Consider the following 21,202-nt stretch of genomic DNA (forward strand, 5'->3'; position numbering starts at 1 on the left):
ATTATTTAGAAATCTCTAATACTGATTTGTTTACTTCTTCACTAAATGCTGATGTTTTCTTTGCTTTGGATACATCGGTGCCACTTACTTTAATATCCTTGGTTTTATCGCCAGAAATATTAAAAAGTAATTCGCTTTCATTTTTATATTGCAAGCCACTAATATTAATATTTGTTCCGTTTTGAATATTAACAATAGGGTTAGTGTCTTCGGTTATTACATTTACGTTTTTAAGAAAAATGCCAGAAGCCTCAATAATTTCTATTCCTTTTTTTGATTGAATAGTTACGTTTTCTAAATGAATATCTTTAATATTCATTTCAGGTAATCCTCTAAAAAATATTGCTTTTTCTGCGCCATTTGCAACTACATTTTTAATGTAAAAGTTTTTAAACTGTGGCGTTGCTTCTGTAACAGGAAGAAGAACGGTTTTTATGGCTTCACGTTTTTCTCCAGCTAAAGGAACCGGGTCAACAGCCGCGTAGTACATATCAAATAAAATCGCTTCCCCAGGAATGTCAATCATATTTATATTATTTACATATATATTTTCTACCACCCCACCCCTACCACGGGTTGTTTTAAACCGTAAACCAATATCTGTACCAATAAAAGAACAATCGTAAACCCAGATATTTCTGGCGCCACCGCTCATTTCACTTCCAATTACGAAACCACCATGTGCGTGGTAAACAATATTATTTCTGATAATAACATTTTCAGTTGGCATTCCTCTTTTTCTGCCCGATTCATCTCTGCCCGATTTTATACAAATCCCATCATCGCCAACATCAAACGTGCTGCCTTCTATTAATACGTTTTTACAAGATTCTACATCTACACCATCGCCATTTTGTGCAAACCAAGGGTTTTTAACCTGCAAGTTTCTTAAAGTTAAATCTTCGCACATTAATGGATGTAAATTCCAGGCAGGCGAATTTTGAAAAGTAACACCTTCCAAAAGAATCTTTTTACAACTGGTTAAAACTAACAAATTTGGTCTTAAAAAATCTTTAATATCTTCATAATCTGCAGCAGTTTTTCCAGCTACAATAATACCTGCATTCTTGATTTTTGAACCTTTAAAAGTTTTTTCTGATGGATACCATGTTTTACCATCTTCGCTAACTAATCCACCACGAGAAACTAATTTTTTCCATTGGGTTTCTGTAAGCTTATCTTTTTTAACCATACGCCATGCACCGCCATTTCCATCAATAATTCCAGAACCAGTTATGGCGATATTTTGCAGGTTAGTTCCAGAAATAGGGCTTTGATTGCGCCAGGCAGGTTGCCCTTCCCAGTTGCCCTCAACCAACTTATATTGATTAAAATCATCTGTAAACTGAAGAATTGCATCGCGTTTTAAGTGCAGATTAACATTACTTTTTAACTCTATAGGTCCTGTTAGCCATAAGCCAGAAGGAATTAAAACAACGCCACCACCTTTTTGGCTTACGTTTGCTATAGTTTTATTTATGCTAATTGTATTTAGTGTTACCCCATCGCCTTTTGCACCGAAATTAACAATGCTCGTAGTGTCCTTTTTAAATTTAACCTGTTGGATAATGGGTAAAGTTTGGGCTTGTGCTATCGCAACGCTTGTAAAGAGTAAAACTAGGTAAGTTAAAACCGTTTTACAAAGGTGTAATTGACCTATTAATTGTTTCATTAGTTGCTACGTTAAATTATACTTGGTTATTGTAAAAACAAGTTTACGGTCTTTAACGCTAAAACAGAAAAGAAATCTATGCAATCGTTGCCAAAGAAAATTGCACATAATGACCAATATACACAATCAAAAACCTGATAATCAAACTTTTAAAGCCCTATTTAGCTTCTGGATTCCATCCACGGAAAACGTTTTCCAAAGTGTAACCTTTGTATTGAACATCAGTCATCTGATGCGACCAGCTAGATCTTTTTGGTGTATTGGCACCTTCTCCATAGCTTTTATACTCAGCATAGTATACTGTTTTTTCATTACTTTCTTTGCTCCAGTTATTCCAGCCTTCTGGGTGAATAAGCTGAGGAAGCTCACAATTTAAATAAACCACTTTTGCATACGGCCTCCATGGCCGGCCTAGATAGAAGCTACTTGCTGGCGCATCTCCTTTTATTTTGCAATTATTGAGTATGTAGCCAAACTTTGTAGTATCAGCAGTTGATGCTGCAGTTATATAGCCGGCTTTTTTGCAGAAAATGACACAGTTTTCAAACCATGCAGTTGCAGAACCAAAAATAAAATCTACAGTTCCTTCTATATAACAGTTTTTATAATATTGACGATTACTCGCACCATAAGTGTAAAGTGTATCTTGGAAACCTAAAAATCTACAATTATTAAATTTCAATTTGTCTCCACCAGCCCAAACTGCAACAGCTTGACCAACTGGCCCAGAAGAGTTTTCGAAGGTTATATTTTCAGCCGAAAAGCCCTCCCCGTAAATATAAAAGCTTGATGACCCCGAAGTTCCCTTTTCCTCCCCGAAAATGTTTTTTTTCTGGTTGTAATCATCATAGGTTAATATGGTTTTATATAAGTCCTCGCCAATAAACTTTACATTCTTTTTAGAAGCAGCCAAAACTAGTTTTTCTTTATAGGTGCCCTTTTTTATAAAAATTACGGTTGTTTTATTTCTAAAATCCGGCACCGCGTTTATAGCTTCTTGTACAGTTTTAAAATTTCCGCTTCCATTTGCCGCAACAATAAAATCAGGTTTAACTTCAAAGGCATTAGCCGATAAAAAAAACGTGACCAGGATTAGAAAAAAGGGAATTTTCATATAGAGAATTTAGTAGAAAAATTAAAATCGGTTGCGCAATTGGCAAACTTTAACGCAACCGTATTTTAATAAATATATGATGAACAATTTTAAATATAAAACCTGATGCAAAAGAAATAAATAGAAAATTAAACTTTGCAAACGATAACGGGAACGATTGCACAATAAAGATTGGAATAAAATTAAAAATCACTTAACCTTGTTTAGCCAAATATAAAAAGGATTTTTCTTCAAAACAGTAGTTATGAAATACATCGCCCTAATTTTTTCTATCACTTTTATTTGCTTGTCAGCTTTTGCACAACAAACATTAAAGGGCAATTACATTTCTGGAGTTTGGGTTGCAGATAAAGGCGATGGAACATACAAGAACCCAATAATTAATGCAGATTATTCAGACCCAGATGCGATTCGTGTTGGCAATGATTTCTACATGGTGGCTTCTAGCTTTGATGCCATTCCTGGTCTACCAATCTTGCATTCAAAAGATTTAGTGAACTGGAAAATAATCGCACACGCTCTCTTACGTCAACCTCCATTCGAGCATTTCGAGAAAACCCAGCATGGCAATGGTGTTTGGGCACCTTCAATCCGATATAGAAATGGAGAATTTTACATTTATTATCCAGACCCAGATTTCGGTATCTATTACATAAAATCTAAAAATATAAGTGGAGATTGGTCTGCTCCACAATTAGTTGTTGCTGGTAAAGGTTTAATAGATCCTTGCCCATTTTGGGATGATGATGGAAAAGCATATTTAGCTTATGCATACGCTGGTAGCCGTGCCGGAATTAAAAGTGTTTTAGCAATTATGCCACTAAATTCAGAAGGAACAAAATCTACATCGACAGGCATAATTATTTATGATGGGCATGAATTAGACCCAACAGTAGAAGGGCCTAAATTTTATAAGCGAAATGGTTATTATTATCTTTTTGCTCCTGCAGGTGGTGTTTCTACAGATTGGCAATTGGTACTAAGAAGTAAAAATATTTACGGCCCTTACGAGCGAAAGGTTGTAATGGATGAAGGAAACTCGAAAGTAAATGGACCACACCAAGGCGCATGGGTAAATACACAAACTGGCGAAGATTGGTTTTTACATTTTCAAGATAAAGATGCGTATGGCAGAGTTGTTCATTTGCAACCAATGAAATGGATAAAAGATTGGCCTGTTATTGGTGTAGATAAAAATGGTGATGGTAAAGGAGAACCTGTTTTAACGTATAAGAAACCGAACGTAGGAAAGGTTTTTCCGATAGAAACGCCTGTAGAAAGTGATGAGTTTGGGGCTCAAAAGATAGGTTTGCAGTGGCAATGGCAGGCAAACCCAAAAGCAACCTGGGCTTTTACAGATGTGGCAAAAGGGATGCTTAAGTTATACACAGCTAAAATTCCAGATGAGGCTAAAAACCTTTGGGATGTTCCGAATTTATTAATGCAAAAATTTCCTGCCGAAGAATTTATGGCAACAACTAAATTAACTTTTAAACCAAATATTAAACTCGAAGATGAGAAATCGGGCTTGGTAATTATGGGTAGAAGCTATGCCAACCTTACGGTAAAAAGTAAAAAAGACGGCTTGTATTTGGTATTGGGCATTTGCGAAAATGCAGATAAAGGGAAAAGCGAACAAGAGAAAGAAATCGTTAAAATAAAATCTGCAACTATTTACTTAAGAGTAAAAGTTTTGGCAGGGGCAAAGTGCAAGTTTAGTTTTAGTGAAGATGGCGAAAGTTTTATTGATGTTGGCAATACCTTTCAGGCTACTGCTGGTCAGTGGATCGGAGCGAAAATGGGTTTGTTTGCAACCAGAGAAACACAAACTAACGATTCTGGAATTGCTGAATACGATTGGTTTAGAGTTGAAGCTTTGAAATAGATTATCATGAAGAAAAATAAAGTATTTGCCTAATTGGTTTTTGTTACTTGTGCTTTATTTTACTATCGGCTTTTTTGTTTAAGCCAAAACCCATTCTATTTACTTAATTGGCGATTCTACAGTTGCAGGTTATACTCAGGAATCGGATTATTTGCAAAAGAAATTTCTAATTACAGGTTGGAGTCAGATCTTTCAGCAGTTCTTGCATCACGATAGCCTAAAAAATTAATCATTTTGATAAAAAGGTGATACGGTTTTAGTGGTAGATAAAGCAAAAGGTGGTAGAAGTACCAGAACTTTTTTTGAAGAAGGAAGATGGAATTTATTAGAGAAAAATGATTTAGTCCTGATTCAGTTTGGGCACAACGATGCTGCTAAAGATAAGCCAGAACGATATGTCGATATTCCAGAGTATAAAAATTTCCTTCGGATGTATGTTAAAGAAAGCCGGAGTAAAAAAGCCATTTCCATTTTAATTACTCCGGTTATGCATAATTATCCATGGAAAAATGGTGTGCTTGGAAGTGCGTATGGCGATTATCCTCAAGCGGTAAACGATGTTGATAAAGAATTAAAGGTTCCCGTTATAGATTTAACTAAACTTTCTACCATGTTTCACTCAAAAAGGCAAAGATTTTGTATCGAAAAACTATTTTATGAATCTCGATTCTGGCAAATACGAAGCATATCCGAAAGGGCAAAAAGATAATACCCACTTTCAGCCGGAAGGTGCTATGCAAATTGCCAGACTAGTTTACTTAGATTTGGTTCGTATTAATAAACAAAAATGAATTTCGCCCGGTGTTAATCAATAGACCAGGCAAAATTCTTTGCTGTTTTTTATCCAACTATTGTTTTTGACGTTATCGCTATCCTATTCCATGCATTAATGGTTACAATTGCCATAATAACCTGTGCTAAATAATTTTCATCAAAAAGACTTGCTGCTTTTTGGTAAGTTGCATCAGAAACGTGATTAGTAATTAAAGTTACTTCTTCAGTCAAAGCTAAAATCGCTTGTTCTTTTTCTGTGTATAAATTAGTTTCTCTCCAGGCATTTAACAAGTAAATTCTTTGTTCGGTTTCGCCGAGCTTACGGGCATCAATACTGTGCATATTTATACAAAATGCACAGCCATTTATTTGAGAAGTCCTTAGTTTAATCAACTCTTTATGTGTTGCCGTTAATGCGCTAGTTGCTAAATATTTTTCTAATGCATACATTGCCTGATAAGCTGCAGGCTCAACTTTTTGAATATCAATTCTACTTTCCATTTTTTTGTTTTTTATTTAACGATGTAAAGTTGCGGATCCAAATCTTCTAAAAACTTAATGTAGATTAAGAAATTCTAAAGTTTATGAAATCATTACTTTTTGATTTCATTATTGAAATTTTTATTAATTAACTAAATCATTAAACATATCATAACTAAAATCGATATATTTGAAATTATAAATCAATTTTACCTATATGACACTTGTTCAGCTTGAATATATCGTTGCAGTAGACACATACAGAAGCTTTGTAACTGCTGCCGATAAATGCTTTGTAACGCAACCAACATTAAGTATGCAAGTACAGAAACTGGAAGAACTATTAAGCGTAAAAATATTTGATAGAAGCAAACAACCTGTAACTCCTACAGAAATTGGTGCTCAAGTTATCGCCCAAGCAAGAATTATTTTGCAAGAAAGCGGCAAAGTAAAAGAATTAATTAGCAGTCAGCAACAGGATGTTTTAGGAGAATTAAGAATAGGTGTAATTCCGACGGTTGCTCCTTATGTATTGCCAGAAGTAATATCTGCCATGCTGGAAAAGTACCCAGAATTAAAATTAATGATTTGGGAGTACACAACCGAAGATATTATTCATCATTTAAAAACAGGTATTTTAGATTGTGGTATTTTGGCAACACCATTAACCGATTCAAATATTATTGAAATGCCTTTGTATTATGAAAATTTTGTAAGCTATATCAGTAAGAACAGCAAGCTTTATAAAAAGAAAGCGGTAGATGCTGAAGATTTAAATGACGAGAATATCTGGCTTTTAAATGAAGGACATTGTATGCGTAACCAGGTTCTAAACATCTGTCGATCTACAAAAAACAACAGACTACAAGGTTTAGAATATAATACAGGAAGCGTAGAAACCTTAGTCAGAATGGTTGATTTAAATGGTGGAGCTACTTTGTTACCAGAGCTTGCAATTGCCGAGTTAAACGCAAAACAAACAAGCAAAATCAGGTATTTTAAATCGCCAGAACCTGTACGCGAGATAAGTTTGGTTACACATAAGAATTTTATAAAAAAACGTATGCTGAATGCTTTGAAAGAAGAAATTTTGGAGATTATTCCGAAAGCAATGAAGCAGAGAAAGAAAAAAGACGTGATTGGCATTTAAACAAAATGCTAAACACTGGACTGCTTGATCCTTATCAACATGATCAGCTAGTTTATAGCCTTCAGTTCGCAGGTTTTTATCCTCAAGAAAAATTAAAATTATAAGCGATACAACAGGGATTAAAAAAGAGATACAAAACCAAAAATTTCTTCCAGTTCTCTTAGCCAGAAAGCCTGCTAAAAGCTGGGGAGATAATAAAAGGGCAATAACAATACCAGCTGCAATTATTTCTGGAATCGTATTTAAGCGAAGCTTTGGGTATTAATTAACCTTTTCAGGTTTAATTAATAAACCATTAATATCTCCTTCAACTTCTTCTTCTTCACCTTTTTTCTTTTTCCTATTAGCCTTTCCACTCAAGCGATCTTCAATAATTTTATCATATTTTGTTTGCTGGTCGCCCTTTAAAACATCACGGATGTTTTTAGAAGTTTGATTCTGAAGTTTATAATATTTATCAGCATCATCCTCCCTGGAATTGCCAGTTTGTTGCCTTTTAACTAAATCTGCCTGCTCTTTAGCTTGGTTAAAAGTTAAACTATAAATAATACTCTTTTGCGTATCGTTTAATTTTAGTTTTTTATCTAAATCTTCAACATTTTTCTTCGCAATTTCGGAAGGTGTAGGCACTTTATTTTGCTGTGCGCTAACCAAAGTATTGAAACTAATAACAATTAAGAATAAAAATATAAGCTTTTTCATATTGACAAATAATATATGCGAAGGTATTAATTAATAAGAAAGCCTGCAAATTTGAGTTTGCAGGCTTTCTGAAATTCTATTTCTAGACGTTTACAATGCTTTTTTGTAAAGTTCTGCAACAGCATCCCAGTTTACTGCATTCCAAATTGCAGCTAAATAATCAGGGCGCTTGTTTTGGTATTTTAAGTAATAAGCATGCTCCCAAACATCAATTCCGAAAATTGGAGTACCTTTTACCTCAGCAACATCCATTAATGGATTATCTTGATTTGGAGTAGAAGAAACTTGAAGTTTTTTATCAGCACCAACTGATAGCCAAGCCCAACCAGAACCAAAGCGAGTTGCGCCAGCTTCTTGCATCTTAGTTTTAAAATCTGCAAAAGAACCGAAAGCAGCATTAATTGCTTTAGCTAAATCGCCTGTTGGTTCACCACCTTTATTTGGACCTAAAACAGTCCAGAATAAAGAGTGGTTATAATGACCACCGCCATTATTTCTAACAGCAGCTGGGTATTTAGAGATATTTTTTACAATTTCCTCGATACTCAAACTCGCTTCAGGCTTACCTTCAACAGCTTTATTCAAGTTGGTAACGTAAGCTTGGTGATGTTTGTCATGGTGGATTTCCATGGTCATTTTATCAATATGCGGTTCTAATGCATCGGTTGCGTAATGTAACGCAGGTAATTCAAAAGCCATAATATTATATGTTTAAAGTTTAAAAAATGTTTCTTGAAGCAAATATAACATTCGAAGGTTAAGTTTTGTTCATGTTATTATCATCAAATGTTTTTTGTTATTCCCAATTGCCGCTTGCACGCGTTTATGAATGGATTTTATCTTTTCTTTGCAAAAAAATTCTTCATCATAGAAGCACATTCTTCACCTAAAATCCCACCTTTTAGTTCGGTTTTAGGATGAAGTAAATTAACTCCTTTTGACAAAAAACCTCTTTTTTCTTCCCTGGTGCCGTAAACTATCCTACTTATTTGCGTCCAATAACTAGCTCCTGCACACATTACACAAGGCTCAACAGTAACATACAATGTGCAATCTGTTAAGTATTTACCGCCAATAGTTTGGCTTGCAGAGGTAAAAGCCTGCATTTCTGCATGAGCAGTTACATCATTAAAACGCTCTGTTAAATTATAACCACGACCAATAATCCTGTTTTTAGAAACCACTATTGCGCCGATAGGAATTTCATCCTCTGCCATCGCTTTTTGTGCTTCCGCTATTGCCAGTTTCATGTAATGAATATCTTCAGCGTCGGGATCTTTATTTTCGAAATCGTAAAAACTCATGTTGTAAAGGTAACTTATATCATTTTACTTCCATTAGGAACTTTCTGCTCAACTGTACTTAAAACAATATCGCCATTTTCATCGGCAAACCCTGTTATTAAAAATTCAGACATAAACTTGCCGATCTGTTTTTTAGGAAAGTTAATTACCCCGATAATTTGTTTACCCGGCAATTCTTCCTTTTTATATCGTTTAGTTATTTGTGCACTGCTGATTTTAACACCAAATTCTCCAAAATCTACCTTTAATTTATATGCAGATTTTTTGGCTTCCGGAAAGTCTAAAACTTCTAAAATTGTCCCTGCACGTAGTTCTACTTTTTCAAAATCGTTCCACGATATCTCTTCCATTACCAATAGCATTTGAGTTAAATGGTAAAAATATAAAATTTAGGTTAGAATTATATTGAGGTAAAATTTCTACAGAAACTATATTAACGGGATTTTGGGCAATTGTAGTAATCGATAAATAAACTAAGCACTAAGGAAGAACTATTTATTGTGCGCAAGGCCCATCAGGAATTTCTTTACTTATTTTAATTACTTTCGTAACAACGAGAGTCGAATCGAAGTCTGCTGAAACTGTCGCTGTGTCAGATTTGGCAAAATAGCCCTCTAACTCAACATAAACTGGCTCATATGGTTTCTCGAAATTAAGGTTGCTGTAAGAAAGTTCTAAATTTTTAACACTATCTGTAACCCAGTATTCCCTACCATCTTCGCATAAGGTAAATGATTTCATTTCTGGCCCGAAGCTGTAAAGCCCTTTAACTGTTTTAATGTTACTGGTTTCTGCTGTTTTTTCGGCTCTATTACAAGCGGTAATGGCCACACCAAATAGCATAACAAATACAGTTGCTTGTTTAAATGATTTCATGTTTTATAGTGTTTGATTAATTTGATCTATCTTCTTTACGCTCAAATTAGATGACAAAGCAGATGCCAAAAATGAGAAAATACCAACAGTTACAAAAACTAAAATAAAATCTTTCCACTTTAAGCCTATGGGATAAGAACTTATGAGTGTATCATCGCCCATTTTAATTAAGCCATAATTGTGCTGTAAAAAGTAAAATATTAAACCAATAATAAGGCCGAGTATACATCCTGACATGGTTATCATCATACCTTCTAGCAGAAAAATTCGTTTTATCAGTTTTTTGCTCGCCCCTAAACTGCTTAATATCGCAATATCTTTTACCTTATCAATTACCAACATAGTTAGTGAGCCAATAATATTAAATATAGCAATAATTAGGATAAATGTTAAGATGATATATACAGCCCATTTTTCGGTGTTTAAGATATGATAAAGCGATCTGTTCTGCTCAGCTCTGTTTCTTACTTCAAAGGCTGTCCCGATTTTTTCTGTAATTTCTTCCTTAAATTTATCTACATCTACTCCAGGTTGTAAATTTATTTCTATTGAAGAGATGTTTTTTTCTTCTCCTAAAAGTTCCCTGGCAAAATCTAGGGGTACAATAATTCCATTATCAAATTCCTGTTGTATTTCGAAAACACCACTAACGCGTATGCTTTTATTCACAAAATCATCTGCAGGGTTAATGTTATTTACAGCAATATCTTTTTTAGGAGAGAAAATTTCCAATTCTGTAAAAGGATCTACCGTGTTTACCGCCAGATAAGTTTGTAAGGCAGAACCGATAACCGAACTATAACCGCTTTTATTATTTAACACAAATCTCCCCTCACGAATAGTACTGTCTAATTTTGGGTTTTTTAAGTAATCGTAACTTACACCTTTAACCATACCTACGGCCTGCTTATTATTATATTTCAATAAAGCATTTTCCTGTAATACTTCGGTAAATGAGAAGATATCTTTACTTCTTTTTAAATCGTTAAAGTATTTGGTATCGGGATTAAATGTTTTTCCTTTCGCTGGCAGAATTGCAAGTTCTGGCGTAACCGTATTAAACATATTCAATATAGTTACCTCAAGGCCATTAAATACAGATAAAATTATAATCAGAGCTGCGCTTCCAACCATAACACCAACCATTGATATTCCTGATATCAAATTAATGGCATTTGTTGATTTTTTTGCAAACAAATACCTTTTGGCAATATAAAATGGAGTATTCACAGGGTTAAATATAAAAGAGTTTAGTCTACCTTATACAGCTAAAAGAATGGATTGTTTTGTTTTTCGAAGCCAATAGTTGTAGCCGGACCGTGCCCAGGGTAAACTTTAATATCTTCTGGCAATGGAAATAGCTTGGTTTCTATGTTATTTATTAATTGCTGGTGGTTTCCACCAGGCAAATCGGTTCTGCCTATACTTCCATAGAATAAAACATCGCCACCGATTATAAATTTATCAGCTTTGCTGTAAAAACATAGATGTGCAGGTGAGTGACCCGGCGCAAAAATTAAATCTAAAGTGCTGTTACCAAAAGTTATAGTTCCGGTCTCTTCTAAAAACGTATCAGGTTCTGGAGAAAGTTCGTAACGAGAAAAGCCCATTTGAGGCGCGTAACTTGGTACTGCTTGTAAAATCGGCAATTCTCCGGCATGAAATTGTGGCTTCAAACCCCAGGTATCAAATACAAATTTATTCCCGAATACATGATCTAAATGGCAATGTGTATTTAAAAGCAAAACGGGGGTTAATGCTTTTTCTTTTATAAATGATGCCAACTCATTTTGCTCCGAACCATCGTACATTCCTGGGTCGATGATAACACACTCGCTTGTTTCATCGTATAGAACGTAAGTGTTTTCACTGTAAGCGTTGAAGGTGAAGATTTTTATATTAATCATGTTTTGCTAAAATTAGGATGAATATTAATTCTTCCATTTAAAAGTTGATATCATTTTATCGATATCCTTTTTGATAAACTTTAGAACTGGTTCTATAGAATCGTACTGTGGACGTTCGTTAAAATACAATGCGCCTCTAAAATAGTGCTTTGCACTATCCGTTAAAAAAAATTGAACAGATGAAGCGGTATTGCCCTCAATTGCATAATAAATACCATAAACTTTTCTTTCTGGATAGTTAATTAATTTCTGATCAATTGCGCTCGCTTTTATGGTATGCTTAAAGGCCAACTTACGTGCATCCTCTACCATCTCATCATAGGCCGCTCTATCAGCTACATCATAATAAGTTAAGTGCAAATAGCCGTTGAATTGTGTATAATGCAAATTGAACCAATCTTTTTTAGCATTTCTTCCGTTATCAGCTTCCATTTTGGCATATATTGGATATTCGAAACTAAAATGTTCACCGCTATTAAACGTTTGATATTTTTTTTCTGGATAAACGATTCGGAAATAACCTTTAGGCTTGGGACTGTACTCGTTGTTTTGACAAGCCAACAAGAATAAAATTAAAATCAACGGAAGAAAAAATAGATACTTAAATTTCATGTAATTCTGCTTTAACCTGGTTGATAAGCCACAAATGATAATTACCGCACATTATTCCATATACACCAGGCTTTTTCAGCTTGTTTATACAGCATTTCTAATCCATTTTTAATACTTGCTCCATTTTCTGCTGCTTTAGCTAAAAAAATAGTTTCTAATGGATTGTAAACTAAATCGTAGGCAAGATATTCTTCATTCAGTAAAGAATAATCAATATTCGGGCAAGTTTCGATATGTGGCGACATGCCAAGAGGTGTTGTATTGATTAATAATTTATGCGATTTTAAAATCTCTGCTGTAATGTCTTCATATAATATAGCGCCCGAAATTGCCTTTCGAACCACAATTTGATATTCAATATTTAATTTTTCGAGTACATATTTAACCGCTTTTGCTGCACCACCATCACCAAAAACCAAAGCTTTTTGATGCTGAGGTTTTAACAATGGTTTTAATGATTCTTCAAATCCAAAGGCATCCGTATTGTAACCTTTCATGTAGGTGTCGCCTTCGAAACTTCTAATGCAAATGCAGTTTACAGCGCCAATTTTTTCGGCTGCTTCTTCTATATCATTTAAAAAAGGTAAAACAGTAACTTTATGCGGTATGGTTACGTTTAACCCAACAATAGATGGGTTTTCTGCCAATAAATCGGGTAAGGAATTAATGTCCCCAATAGGAAAAAGCTCGTATTGATTGTTTGTTATACCTTCATTTTGAAATTTCTCTGTAAAGTATTTTTTAGAGAAAGAATGAGAAAGCGGATAACCGATTAAGCCGTAAGTTTTCATTGTGCATATTTACTTCAATGCGAGGCACGAAGAAATCCTTTGATATAAACATTTCTTCGTGCCTCGCATCGACGATTTGAATATTTATTTTCCTAAATTCAGGAAATGATCGAAAGTATCTCCTCTTAAACCTAAACGAATGGTTTCTAAAGGAATAACTTCAGCAGGAGCAATATTACCAAGGTTAACGTTAGTTCCAATTAATTTGATAAACCAAACTTGTTGTTCCTTTTGAGGCGCTTCCCAAATAATCGTTTCTTCTGGTATTTGAGTTAAAATTTCATCAACTAATCCTTCTCTAACTTCCCCACTTCCGCGGTAAATACCAACGTTTCCACCTTCGCGAGCTTCGGCAATTACTTTCCATGCACCCGCTTCAAGCTCTGCTTTCATTAATTTTATCCATTTGTATGGCGCAAAAATTTTGGCAGCATCTTTACTTCCAACTTCCGAAATTACCGTTACCTGTTTAGCAAGTTCACTAATGTAATTGCATTTTAAATCGTGCTCAATCTCAATAGAACCATCAGATACTTCTGCGTATTCCATTCCGTATTGATCTAATACACGCTGATAATCTGAAAATTGATTACGGATGATGAATGCTTCGAAAAGTGTTCCACCAAAATAAGTTGGAATACCTGCACTTTTATATAAAGCTAATTTTTCTTTTAAGTTAGGGGTAACGTGTGAGGTAGCCCAACCTAATTTTACAATATCTGTATGTACGCCGGCAACTTCTATAAAATCTTCTACCTGGCGAAGGCTTAATCCCTTATCCATAACCATTGTTAAGCCTTTTTGGCGTGGTTTTGTTGGACGTTCGGGAACGTTTAATAATGGGTAATTCATATGTGTACAAAAGTGGAAAAAATTTTGAGATTTATCAGTCAAAATTTTCTCACAAGCTTTTTACCTGATGTAACGGTTTATAACATTAATAATTGCGCTGTTATCCTGCAACTGTGGCAAATATTCGAAAAGAATATAATGCTTATCCGGATCGGTTGTTAAAGCTGTTTCCAGGTATCCTAAGGCATCTGCATAGTGGCCTAAAGCAAACAAATAAGCAACCATTCTATAGTATAATTCTGCAGCTTCGGGATTATTTTTTATCGCTTCAGACATGGTTTCAGATGCTTCTAAAAGTTTTCCTTGCTCGTAAAGAACCGTGCTAAAATCTAACCAAGCCTCAATATCCAATGGATTATACTCTAAAACTTTATCATAAGCAGCTATAGATTCTTCAATCTGATTAAGCTTGTAATGCGCATCTGCCATTGCAAACCAGAAATCTGGATTTTCTGCTTCTAAATCAATTGCTTTTTTATAGAAATGTAAAGATTCGAAATAACGTTCTTCGTGATTTAAGGTTACACCAATACCAAACCATGCATCAGCCATTTTCGGATCCATTTTAACCGATTTTTTATAATAAGAACGTGCTTCATCCATTTTCTCCAACTTCTCGTAGCACTCACCAATAGCGCAATAAGTATCGGCATTGGGTTGTTCGTATTCAAAAGTCTGTTTGTAAACTTCAATCGCTTCTTCGTACTTGTCAAGCTGAACTAAGGCGTTGCCTTTATTAAAATATGCTGAGCTAAAATCTTCTTTGATTAAAATAGCATAATCGTATGCATCAATTGCTTTTTCGAAAAGGTTAAGCTTATGAAAACTGTTGCCCAAATTATACCAGGCTGCATAAGAATAAGGATCGGTATCAATATACTGTTGATAAAACTTAATACTTTCTTCCTGTTTATCTAAAACATCATAACAAAAAGCCAGTTCATACAAGCCGTCCTGGTTTTCCATATTTTGTTCTAAACTTAGCTTAATGTAAGAAATAGCACTTTCGTAATCAGACATGCTTTGGTAAACGTAAGCGATTTGAAGTAAAATTTCATCGGTGCTTTCTGCTAAACCTAAAGCTTTTTCATAATTTTCAAGCGCTTCGCTATAGCGTTCTGTGTTTTGATAAATGTTACCGCGAAGCAAATAAATATCAGCTTCAGAAGGCTCTAAAAGTTCGGCCTGTTGCAAAGCTAAAAATGCCTGGTCGTTGTTGTTTGTTAAAATAAATAAATGCGCCTGTTTGATTAAAAATACCGTTGCATACGGATGTTGACTAACTGCGTAATCTACAACCTGTAAAGCTTTAACCGGATCATTTTTTTCAATATAAAAATCTACAATGTATTCAAAAGCGCCTGCATCAAAAAAGTATTGGTCCTTATTACGGATCATCTCTTCGTAACGCTCTACTGAACGTTGTGCATCTTCATTGGATTCAAAAAAGAATTCTTCTTCCATATCGTTATACTATTAAGAACCGTGCTAATAAGCAGAAAAACACATTATAAGTTTACAATATTTACCAATGTTGTTTTAAAATAATTATTAACATTGAATGCATCTCTCGACGTAAATCGTTGAAAATTAACAGGATCTATTGTTTTTAGATGTGTGAATAATCAACAGTTTTTTTCTTCATCGCGGTTCCTTTTCCCTTCTTTCACAAAAATAACATAAATTTATTTCATTAATGGTAATTACGAAGTCATGAAAAAAATATTCATTTTGGTGCTTATATGTATGGTTTCTGGAAATAAATTAATGGCACAAAGCGAAGAAGAAGATGCGATTAAAACCACATTAAATAATCTTTTTACCGGAATGAAAACTGCTGACAGCACTTTAGCAAAATCTGCGTTTGCGACCAATAGCATACTGCAAACCATTGTTAGTAAAGATGGAAAAAACACAGTTCGAAGTGAGCCAGTTTCTGAATTTATCAAGTTCATCGGAACGCCACATCCACAGAAATATGATGAAAGAATTGTATTCACAAAAAATTTAATAGATGGCCCTTTAGCTAGTGTTTGGACAGACTACAAGTTCTATGTAGATGAAAAATTTAGCCATTGTGGTGTAAATTCCTTTCAATTGGTGAAAGGAGAAAAAGGATGGCAAATCGTTTATATAATCGACACCAGAAGAAAAGATAATTGTAAATCTTAGATTTGGTTTATTAATAATTAGAGCATATTAAATATTATGAGAACAGATATTCAATCTATATTAAAAAAATTAGGGATAGAAACCAACAATGCAGCCTTTAGCACGGGGAGCGATTGGGGTGGTCATTCTGCTGCAAATACAATTGATAGCTTTTCACCTGTTGATGGTGAAAAAATTGGATCTGTAAACGTGGCAAGCCACGCAGATTACGAAACAGTTATCGCTAAAGCTCAAGAAGCTTTTATATTCTGGAAAACAGTTCCTTCACCAAAAAGAGGAGAAATTGTTCGTCAGTTTGGCGATGCGCTGCGTCAAAACAAAGAAGCCTTAGGTACTTTAGTTTCTTATGAAATGGGTAAAAGTTTACAAGAAGGCTTTGGCGAAGTTCAGGAAATGATAGACATCTGTGATTTTGCAGTTGGTTTATCTCGTCAGCTTTATGGCTTAACCATGCACAGCGAACGCCCTAGCCACAGAATGTATGAGCAATGGCATCCCCTAGGAATTGTGGGCATAATTTCTGCATTTAATTTTCCAGTAGCTGTTTGGAGCTGGAATGCTGCTTTGGCTTGGGTTTGTGGAAATGTTTGTATCTGGAAACCATCCGAAAAAACACCATTAACGGGTATTGCCTGCCAAAAAATTATTGCCGATGTTTTAAAAATAAATGATATTCCTGAAGGCGTATCAAGCTTAGTTATCGGTGATAGGGTAATTGGCGAAATGATGACAAATGATGGTCGAGTGCCATTAATTTCTGCCACTGGTTCTACTAGAATGGGTAAAGCTGTAGGCGCTGCAGTTGGCGCTCGTTTAGGTAAAAGTTTACTCGAGCTTGGTGGTAATAACGCCATCATCATTTCTGAGCATGCAGATTTAGATATGAGTTTAATTGGTGCCGTTTTCGGAGCTGTTGGTACAGCTGGTCAGCGTTGTACATCGACCAGAAGATTAATTATTCATGAAAGTGTTTACGATGCTTTTACTGCAAAGCTGGTAAAAGCGTATGGACAACTGAGAATTGGCGATCCCTTAGACCAGAACAATCATGTTGGGCCATTAATTGATACTGATGCTGTTGCAGCTTATTTAGATTCTATAGAAAAATGTAAAGCAGAAGGCGGAAAGTTTGTAGTTGAAGGTGGCGTTTTAGAAGGCGAAAAATACAGTAGTGGCTGCTATGTAAAACCTTGTATTGCAGAAGTTAAAAACGACTATAAAATTGTTCAGCACGAAACCTTTGCGCCAATTTTATACCTAATTAAGTATAAAACGTTAGATGAGGCTATCGCTTTACAGAACGGTGTTCCCCAAGGTTTATCATCAGCAATTATGACCCTCAATTTAAGAGAAGCAGAACAATTCTTATCAAACCAAGGTTCTGATTGCGGCATTGCAAATGTTAATATTGGTACGTCTGGCGCCGAAATTGGTGGCGCTTTCGGTGGTGAAAAAGAAACTGGCGGAGGTAGAGAAAGTGGTTCGGATGCATGGAGAGCTTACATGCGTAGACAAACAAATACCATTAACTATTCCCACACTTTGCCTTTAGCTCAGGGAATTAAATTTGATTTGTAAAACTAATAAAACTGTAATTTCGAGGCACGAAAGAATCTTCAGGCCTCGAAATTACAAATTAAAAACTACGAATAAATGTCTTCGAAATAGCTCACCACCAGCGATTTCATCAGTAATTCCTGCTCTAGCATGGTGTAAGGCGGAATAGCTTTAACGAGTTTCCAATGTGGCCAGCCATCCTGATCTAAACCTTCTAGTTCATAGAAGCCCATTTCGCTGAGTAAACGGCAGGTTGCAATATGCATTAACTCTTCTTTTTGGCGTTTACTATACTTTTTCGGCCCCTTACCAAGTTCCTGAACGCCAATCAAAAAAAGCATCACCTTCAAATCTGGGAAATCTGAATCAAATTCCTGAGAAATCTTTTCCTGTAAAATTTTCCACTTGCTGTTAATCTCCGACGGTTTCATATCGCAAAGATAGTGTTAAAAAGAAATAAGCTTAAAGTTCGATGCAGAAACCAAAAACTTTGACTTTAAAAAGTAAAACTTTTATTATTCAGCATTTTCGAGATACCCCAAAAAGTATTTTTAGTTACATTTATAACCTATGAGTACGAATTCAAATAAAATAATTACTGCAGGTTTATTGGCCTACGGAATGTCTGGAAAGGTTTTTCATGCACCTTTTTTACACACACATAATGGTTTTAATTTAAAAGCAGTTGTAGAACGCAGCAATAAAAATGCGGTTAATGATTATCCACAAATTACAAGTTACAACAGTGTTGATGAACTTTTAAATGATCTGGAAATTGAGCTTGTGGTGGTTAATACACCTAACAATCTTCATTACGAACATGCTAAAGCAGCACTTCAAAGTGGCAAACATATTCTTGTAGAGAAACCTTTCACAGCAACATCTGCACAAGCAAAAGAGCTTTTTGAATTAGCTGACGAGGTTGGAAAACAAATATTTTTTTACCAGAATCGCCGCTGGGATAGTGACTTTGCATCAGTTAAAAAAGTACTTGCGAGTGGTAAGCTTGGCAAGCTTAACGAAATGCACCTACGCTACGACCGTTATAGAAATACAATCGGGCCAAAAGTTTTCAAAGAGAAAGCGATAGAGGCTGCCGGCTTACTATACGATTTAGGCCCGCATTTATTAGACCAGGTTATTAGCGTGTTTGGCAAACCATTAAGCTATCATAAAATTCTAGGGAAGAACAGAAAGGGAACTGAAGTTGATGATTATTTTACCATCCAGTTAAGTTATCCTGATAGTGTAAATGTATTTGTAACCTCAAGTATGTTGGTTGTAAATCCACAGGCTGCCTTTGTTTTACATGGCGTTTACGGAAGTTTTATTAAGCAAAGAGCCGATATCCAGGAAGAACAATTACTGGCAGGCATGAAACTGACAGATGATGGTTATGGTATTGAGCCTAAAGGAAAAGATGGATTGTTGACAACTATTGATGACGATGGAAATAAAACAGAAACCGTCATTCCTTCAGAAATTGGAAGTTATCTACCCCTTTTCGATGCTGTTTACCAATCATTAACCAATGACAAACCATATCCAGTAACCAGAGAAAACGTTATCACTCAATTGGAAATTTTAGAAAGCTAATAGCTAAAATTCTGTAATATTAAACTATGAACTCATTACCATTTGCTTACCTAATTCCAATATTTTTACTTGCATTATATTTTATTTTCAGGAAAAAGAAACCACTTACCGAGCCGCTTACTGATGTCGATAAGCAAATTTTGGATGATTATGTAGGTTATTATCATCACTTGGATTCTACCGATAAGCTCAGATTTGAACAAAAAGTTGCCGAATTTTTCAGCACCGTAAAAATTGAAGGCGTAGGCGTAGAAATGACTACTTTGGACGAATTATTAATTGCATCTAGTGCTGTTATTCCAATATTCGGGTTTAAAGATTGGCAATATAAAAATCTATCGAGCGTTTTGCTTTATCCTGATACTTTTAATAATGATTTTCAGTTTGAAGGTGGCGAAAGAAATATTATGGGTATGGTTGGCAGTGGTTACATGAACGGACAGATGATTCTATCCAGATCTGCATTACGACATGGTTTTTCGAAAAGTGCTGGCAAAGAAAATACAGCTATTCACGAATTTGTTCATCTTTTAGATAAATCTGATGGTGCAACAGATGGTGTACCCGAAAATTTAATCACTCATGAATATACTTTGCCCTGGGTAAAAATGATGCATCAGGAAATGGAAAAAATTGAAGATAATAAATCTGATATTAACCCTTATGCCATCACCAATCAGGCTGAGTTTTTTGCGGTAGTATCTGAATATTTCTTCGAAAAGCCAGAATTATTAAAAGATAAACACCCGGATTTATATCATCAGTTAAGCAGAATTTTTGCGCAGCAGCCTGCAGGTTAAAATTAAATAATAAAGTAAGTATAAAATGAAGTTATTAATCTCTTTTATTTGTTTTTCAGTTTCTTTAAGTGCTTTTGCACAGAAAACTTATCTCTTAAAGCAAGATTATCCAGTTGGAAAAAAATATGATTATTCTATCAATTCAGACCAGATTATTACACAGAAATTAGGCGGGAAAGATTTAAGTTATATTCAAAATGTGGCAACAAATTATAGTTTCGACGTTACTGAAGCAAAGGGGATGGATAAAAGAATAATGGTTACCTATAAACGAATAACCATTAAATCTGTAGGCATGGGAAATGAATTAATACTCGACTCTGAAAAAGAAGAAGCAGATAAGCAAAACCCATTTGCAGGGTTAAAAAATTCGAATTTCAACATGGTTTTATCCCCTAATGGTACTATAAAATCAGTTTCTGGAATTGAAACAATGGTTGATAATATGGCGGCCAAGATATCTACCGATACGGCTCAACTTAAGCAAATTAAACTTTCTCTCAGCAAACAATTTAATACCGAAGTTATTAGACAAACTTTAGAATCTTCGATGAGAATTTATCCTGATAAAGCGGTTAAAGTAGGTGAAAGCTGGGTTATTAATTCAAAGATAAAAATTACCATGCCTATTGAATCGATAACGACATATACATTAAAGGAAATTAAAGATGGTGTTGCAACTTTGTCCATTAAAGCTTCTTTAATTTCTAAAGGTGATTTCGATAGTATGGGAAATAAAATGCAAACTGATCTTAAAGGCATGAACATTGGCGACGCCCAAGTTGATATTAAAACAGGACTAATATTGAGTTGCCATACCAGAGTAGAATTGTATGGCAAAATGAAAGCTGTAGATCAGGATATCGATTTCGATATGGAAGGCATTAATAAAATTTCGGGTAAAGCAGTTAATTAAAATTTGCTTAATCTTCATATAAAATTTTAACTTGTAGCCGAG

23 protein-coding genes are annotated in these 21,202 nt (G+C 34.8%); 8 read left to right on the top strand and 15 right to left on the bottom strand.

Features of this window, described 5'->3' with window-relative positions:
- Position 1: 1 nt before the first annotated feature.
- Positions 2 to 1,672 carry a glycoside hydrolase family 28 protein gene (locus ACFOUY_RS21220; protein ID WP_378963293.1) on the bottom strand — a complete coding sequence of 557 codons (1,671 nt, stop codon included), beginning with the start codon at positions 1,670 to 1,672 and terminating at the stop codon, positions 2 to 4.
- Between the two features lie 157 nt (positions 1,673 to 1,829).
- The gene (locus ACFOUY_RS21225; RefSeq protein ID WP_378963294.1) at positions 1,830 to 2,786 is read right to left on the bottom strand and encodes a pectinesterase family protein; all 957 of its coding nucleotides are present in this window, start codon (positions 2,784 to 2,786) and stop codon (positions 1,830 to 1,832) included.
- A gap of 244 nt (positions 2,787 to 3,030) precedes the next feature.
- On the opposite strand from ACFOUY_RS21225, the gene ACFOUY_RS21230 reads away from it, so the two are divergent.
- A complete protein-coding gene (locus tag ACFOUY_RS21230) occupies positions 3,031 to 4,671 on the top strand; it encodes a glycoside hydrolase family 43 protein (RefSeq protein WP_378963295.1) in 1,641 nt (546 codons plus the stop codon).
- A gap of 259 nt (positions 4,672 to 4,930) precedes the next feature.
- The gene (locus ACFOUY_RS21235) at positions 4,931 to 5,380 is read left to right on the top strand and encodes a GDSL-type esterase/lipase family protein (RefSeq protein ID WP_378963296.1); all 450 of its coding nucleotides are present in this window, start codon (positions 4,931 to 4,933) and stop codon (positions 5,378 to 5,380) included.
- Between the two features lie 131 nt (positions 5,381 to 5,511).
- On the opposite strand, the gene ACFOUY_RS21240 is transcribed toward ACFOUY_RS21235, so the two are convergent.
- A complete protein-coding gene (locus ACFOUY_RS21240; protein ID WP_378963297.1) occupies positions 5,512 to 5,946 on the bottom strand; it encodes a carboxymuconolactone decarboxylase family protein in 435 nt (144 codons plus the stop codon).
- 196 nt (positions 5,947 to 6,142) lie between these two features.
- On the opposite strand from ACFOUY_RS21240, the gene ACFOUY_RS21245 reads away from it, so the two are divergent.
- A complete protein-coding gene (locus ACFOUY_RS21245; protein ID WP_378963298.1) occupies positions 6,143 to 7,075 on the top strand; it encodes a hydrogen peroxide-inducible genes activator in 933 nt (310 codons plus the stop codon).
- A gap of 261 nt (positions 7,076 to 7,336) precedes the next feature.
- On the opposite strand, the gene ACFOUY_RS21250 is transcribed toward ACFOUY_RS21245, so the two are convergent.
- The 11 genes from ACFOUY_RS21250 to ACFOUY_RS21300 all read right to left on the bottom strand — a co-directional run bounded on the left by ACFOUY_RS21250 (position 7,337) and on the right by ACFOUY_RS21300 (position 15,583).
- Complete coding sequence (locus tag ACFOUY_RS21250) at positions 7,337 to 7,777, bottom strand: hypothetical protein (protein ID WP_378963299.1); 441 nt, start codon at positions 7,775 to 7,777, stop codon at positions 7,337 to 7,339.
- 90 nt (positions 7,778 to 7,867) lie between these two features.
- Positions 7,868 to 8,476: a superoxide dismutase gene (locus ACFOUY_RS21255; protein WP_378963300.1), complete on the bottom strand. Its 609-nt coding sequence runs from the start codon at positions 8,474 to 8,476 to the stop codon at positions 7,868 to 7,870.
- A 137-nt stretch (positions 8,477 to 8,613) separates the two neighbouring features.
- Positions 8,614 to 9,081, bottom strand: a complete 468-nt coding sequence (locus tag ACFOUY_RS21260; RefSeq protein WP_378963301.1) for a nucleoside deaminase — start codon at positions 9,079 to 9,081, stop codon at positions 8,614 to 8,616.
- Positions 9,082 to 9,095: 14 nt separating this feature from the next.
- Positions 9,096 to 9,431: a tRNA-binding protein gene (locus ACFOUY_RS21265; protein WP_378963302.1), complete on the bottom strand. Its 336-nt coding sequence runs from the start codon at positions 9,429 to 9,431 to the stop codon at positions 9,096 to 9,098.
- Positions 9,432 to 9,576: 145 nt separating this feature from the next.
- The gene (locus ACFOUY_RS21270; RefSeq protein ID WP_378963303.1) at positions 9,577 to 9,957 is read right to left on the bottom strand and encodes a hypothetical protein; all 381 of its coding nucleotides are present in this window, start codon (positions 9,955 to 9,957) and stop codon (positions 9,577 to 9,579) included.
- A gap of 3 nt (positions 9,958 to 9,960) precedes the next feature.
- Positions 9,961 to 11,187 carry an ABC transporter permease gene (locus tag ACFOUY_RS21275; RefSeq protein ID WP_378963304.1) on the bottom strand — a complete coding sequence of 409 codons (1,227 nt, stop codon included), beginning with the start codon at positions 11,185 to 11,187 and terminating at the stop codon, positions 9,961 to 9,963.
- A 38-nt stretch (positions 11,188 to 11,225) separates the two neighbouring features.
- Positions 11,226 to 11,864 (bottom strand): MBL fold metallo-hydrolase, encoded by a 639-nt coding sequence (locus tag ACFOUY_RS21280; RefSeq protein ID WP_378963305.1) that lies wholly within the window; start codon positions 11,862 to 11,864, stop codon positions 11,226 to 11,228.
- Positions 11,865 to 11,888: 24 nt separating this feature from the next.
- Positions 11,889 to 12,476, bottom strand: a complete 588-nt coding sequence (gldD, locus tag ACFOUY_RS21285) for a gliding motility lipoprotein GldD (RefSeq protein ID WP_378963306.1) — start codon at positions 12,474 to 12,476, stop codon at positions 11,889 to 11,891.
- Positions 12,477 to 12,517: 41 nt separating this feature from the next.
- Positions 12,518 to 13,267, bottom strand: a complete 750-nt coding sequence (locus ACFOUY_RS21290) for a shikimate dehydrogenase family protein (RefSeq protein WP_378963307.1) — start codon at positions 13,265 to 13,267, stop codon at positions 12,518 to 12,520.
- Between the two features lie 84 nt (positions 13,268 to 13,351).
- Positions 13,352 to 14,119, bottom strand: a complete 768-nt coding sequence (locus tag ACFOUY_RS21295; protein WP_378963308.1) for a phosphosulfolactate synthase — start codon at positions 14,117 to 14,119, stop codon at positions 13,352 to 13,354.
- Positions 14,120 to 14,179: 60 nt separating this feature from the next.
- Positions 14,180 to 15,583 carry a tetratricopeptide repeat protein gene (locus tag ACFOUY_RS21300; protein WP_378963309.1) on the bottom strand — a complete coding sequence of 468 codons (1,404 nt, stop codon included), beginning with the start codon at positions 15,581 to 15,583 and terminating at the stop codon, positions 14,180 to 14,182.
- A gap of 249 nt (positions 15,584 to 15,832) precedes the next feature.
- Between ACFOUY_RS21300 and ACFOUY_RS21305 the strand changes: the two genes are divergently transcribed.
- Positions 15,833 to 16,291, top strand: coding sequence for a nuclear transport factor 2 family protein (locus ACFOUY_RS21305; RefSeq protein ID WP_378963310.1), 459 nt, complete (start codon positions 15,833 to 15,835; stop codon positions 16,289 to 16,291).
- Positions 16,292 to 16,327: 36 nt separating this feature from the next.
- Positions 16,328 to 17,869, top strand: coding sequence for an L-piperidine-6-carboxylate dehydrogenase (gene amaB / locus ACFOUY_RS21310; protein WP_378963311.1), 1,542 nt, complete (start codon positions 16,328 to 16,330; stop codon positions 17,867 to 17,869).
- Between the two features lie 65 nt (positions 17,870 to 17,934).
- Here amaB and ACFOUY_RS21315 read toward each other — a convergent pair whose 3' ends face one another.
- The gene (locus ACFOUY_RS21315; protein WP_056086038.1) at positions 17,935 to 18,279 is read right to left on the bottom strand and encodes a hypothetical protein; all 345 of its coding nucleotides are present in this window, start codon (positions 18,277 to 18,279) and stop codon (positions 17,935 to 17,937) included.
- 139 nt (positions 18,280 to 18,418) lie between these two features.
- Between ACFOUY_RS21315 and ACFOUY_RS21320 the strand changes: the two genes are divergently transcribed.
- Genes ACFOUY_RS21320 through ACFOUY_RS21330 form a run of 3 tightly spaced genes read left to right on the top strand, consistent with a single transcriptional unit; the run spans position 18,419 to position 21,160 of the window.
- Complete coding sequence (locus ACFOUY_RS21320) at positions 18,419 to 19,444, top strand: Gfo/Idh/MocA family oxidoreductase (RefSeq protein ID WP_378963313.1); 1,026 nt, start codon at positions 18,419 to 18,421, stop codon at positions 19,442 to 19,444.
- A 26-nt stretch (positions 19,445 to 19,470) separates the two neighbouring features.
- A complete protein-coding gene (locus tag ACFOUY_RS21325; protein WP_378963314.1) occupies positions 19,471 to 20,244 on the top strand; it encodes a M90 family metallopeptidase in 774 nt (257 codons plus the stop codon).
- A 25-nt stretch (positions 20,245 to 20,269) separates the two neighbouring features.
- Positions 20,270 to 21,160: a DUF6263 family protein gene (locus tag ACFOUY_RS21330; RefSeq protein WP_378963315.1), complete on the top strand. Its 891-nt coding sequence runs from the start codon at positions 20,270 to 20,272 to the stop codon at positions 21,158 to 21,160.
- Positions 21,161 to 21,202 lie beyond the last annotated feature (42 nt).

Source organism: Pedobacter jamesrossensis (assembly GCF_042650905.1).
Classification (GTDB): Bacteria; Bacteroidota; Bacteroidia; order Sphingobacteriales; family Sphingobacteriaceae; genus Pedobacter; species Pedobacter jamesrossensis.